Here is a 1,826-nt window from a genome sequence, read left to right as displayed (position 1 = left end):
CTATCACAACCATATTCCACGGTTGAGCGAACACGGTGTCGTGGAGTACGAGCAGGAACGGGATTTGGTCGGACTGTCGGACGATACCGGTCCCGTAACGGATCTACTATCCGTTCTGGCGGAGAACGGATTCGAGCGATAGCGAGGGCGTCCATCGGTCCGAATGAGGGAAACGTTCGGTCAATAACCGAACCGTTCGGCGCTATTTGTATTCGACCGAAACGGCGGTTCGAGCGTCGCTCGTTCCGCGAACGTATCGAACGCCGCCGTCACGAACGACGTCGAAGAGGCGAAACGAGACGACGAGTCGGCCGCCGGACACCGTCGCCCGGAGAACCGGTCCACGGCTTGTCACGGCCACGTACGGCGGCGCGGGGACCGGCGTGGCTCGGAGCGAGAATCCCGCCGCCCCCGCCGCACCCGCGAGGATGTCGGGAAATCGTGCCAGCAGTCCCGATTCGCGCAGTGCTCGCTTGAGGGGTCCCACGACGGCGCTCCGGTCGGTCGTCGAATCGTCCGCCCACCCTTCGGCGACCGTATCGGCACACCGAAGGAGAGCGGAAACCGTCCCCTCGTGTTCGGAACGGAGGAACTCACGGACGGCGCGTTCCACGTCCGTTTTCGGATCGGGCGTCGGGTCCGTTTCTGGGTTGGTTTCCGGGCCGGTCATCGCTCGAATGAGCGGCGTCGGACCACAAAGTCGTGTCGAACGATAGCCCGCCACAGAGTGAAAGTTTATATCGTAAATGGGGGAAAACCCCGATGGAAATCAACCGCTGTGGGGGCTTCCTCTCCGAGATGGCGGACATCGACGAACGGAACGTCTGAGAACGAACGCCCCAAGTTCGACGGGTGCGTAGCTCGACCGTGAGCGACGAATCCACGAAGCCGTTACGGGTCGCGGACGCTGACGAACTCGACTCGGTCATCACGAGTCACGACCTCGTGCTGGTAGATTGCTACACCAACGGCTGTGCGCTCTGTCAGGCGATCGAACCCGTCGTCGGGAACGTGGCCCGCGCGACCGACGCGACGGTCGTGATGGTCAACCCCGGTGACGACGTCTCGCTGGTCGAGCGATACGATATTCGGAGCGTACCGACCCTATTGCTATTCGAGGATGGAGAACTCATCGGGCGAATGGCCGACGGGTTCCAGGGAACGGAGGCCGTCATCCAGTTCGTGGAAGGAACGAAGGGGGAGTAAGAAAACAGCTTACCGACGAACGAACGCGACGATACCCGTGACGACAGTCGCAATGACGATCGGGTACGCGGCACCGACGGCGACGCTTGCTCCGGAGTAGACGACCGTCTGGACGAATCCTTCCAACCGGCTACGGACAGAGAACACGATGCTCGCAACGCCGAGCGCGAGGATCGGAATGGCTTGATAGACGAGCGGGGGGACCGCCGGATCCGCGGCCTGCGTGATGTAGTTGTACGATTGGCCAGCGACAGCGATCGGAACGAATTGTGCGTTGTAGAAGACGAACCCGAACCATTTGAGCTGGACGTCCAGGTGTGTGGATTGATCGATATTCGCTGGACCGAAAACGAACAGTGCGGCGACGAGAAGATAGCCGACGAGATACGCGAGGATGCCGAACGAGACCCCACGCGCGCAGAACCGCGCGAGGCGTTTCGACTGCACCTGGGGGGATTCGACGCCCGTCGTTGCTGTTGACTCCATGTTCTGTTTCCCATGATGGAAATTATATAAATACTTCGATGTGTTTATTCTTCTATTTGACGGGTCTTCACGATTTACGGGACGTAGCCCGTCGGTTCTGTGAATGAATTCGGCGGGAGTTGGCTGATATCTGT

The 1,826-nt window shown here is 60.2% G+C and carries 4 protein-coding genes; 2 read left to right on the top strand and 2 right to left on the bottom strand.

Annotated features, from left to right (window positions below):
* The coding region (locus WBV42_RS14805) for a DUF7344 domain-containing protein (RefSeq protein ID WP_423986717.1) at positions 1-142 on the top strand (142 nt) is incomplete at its 5' end.
* Between the two features lie 60 nt (positions 143-202).
* On the opposite strand, the gene WBV42_RS14800 is transcribed toward WBV42_RS14805, so the two are convergent.
* On the bottom strand, positions 203-670 hold the full coding sequence (locus WBV42_RS14800) for a hypothetical protein (RefSeq protein ID WP_423986716.1): 468 nt from the start codon (positions 668-670) through the stop codon (positions 203-205).
* 197 nt (positions 671-867) lie between these two features.
* Here WBV42_RS14800 and WBV42_RS14795 point away from each other — a divergent pair, with 197 nt between their 5' ends.
* Positions 868-1,206, top strand: a complete 339-nt coding sequence (locus tag WBV42_RS14795; protein ID WP_423986715.1) for a thioredoxin family protein — start codon at positions 868-870, stop codon at positions 1,204-1,206.
* Between the two features lie 9 nt (positions 1,207-1,215).
* On the opposite strand, the gene WBV42_RS14790 is transcribed toward WBV42_RS14795, so the two are convergent.
* Positions 1,216-1,692 (bottom strand): hypothetical protein, encoded by a 477-nt coding sequence (locus WBV42_RS14790; protein WP_423986714.1) that lies wholly within the window; start codon positions 1,690-1,692, stop codon positions 1,216-1,218.
* Between the last annotated feature and the right edge of the window lie 134 nt (positions 1,693-1,826).

The sequence above is a fragment of the Haladaptatus sp. genome (assembly GCF_049589095.1).
Lineage (GTDB): Archaea > Halobacteriota > Halobacteria > Halobacteriales > Haladaptataceae > Haladaptatus.
This window is presented reverse-complemented; position numbering and strand designations above follow the sequence as displayed.

Coding starts and splice junctions, on each gene's coding strand:
- WBV42_RS14790 (WP_423986714.1), bottom strand. CDS start 1,692: ATGGAGTCAACAGCAACGACGGGCGTCGAATCCCCCCAGGTGCAGTCG.
- WBV42_RS14800 (WP_423986716.1), bottom strand. CDS start 670: ATGACCGGCCCGGAAACCAACCCAGAAACGGACCCGACGCCCGATCCG.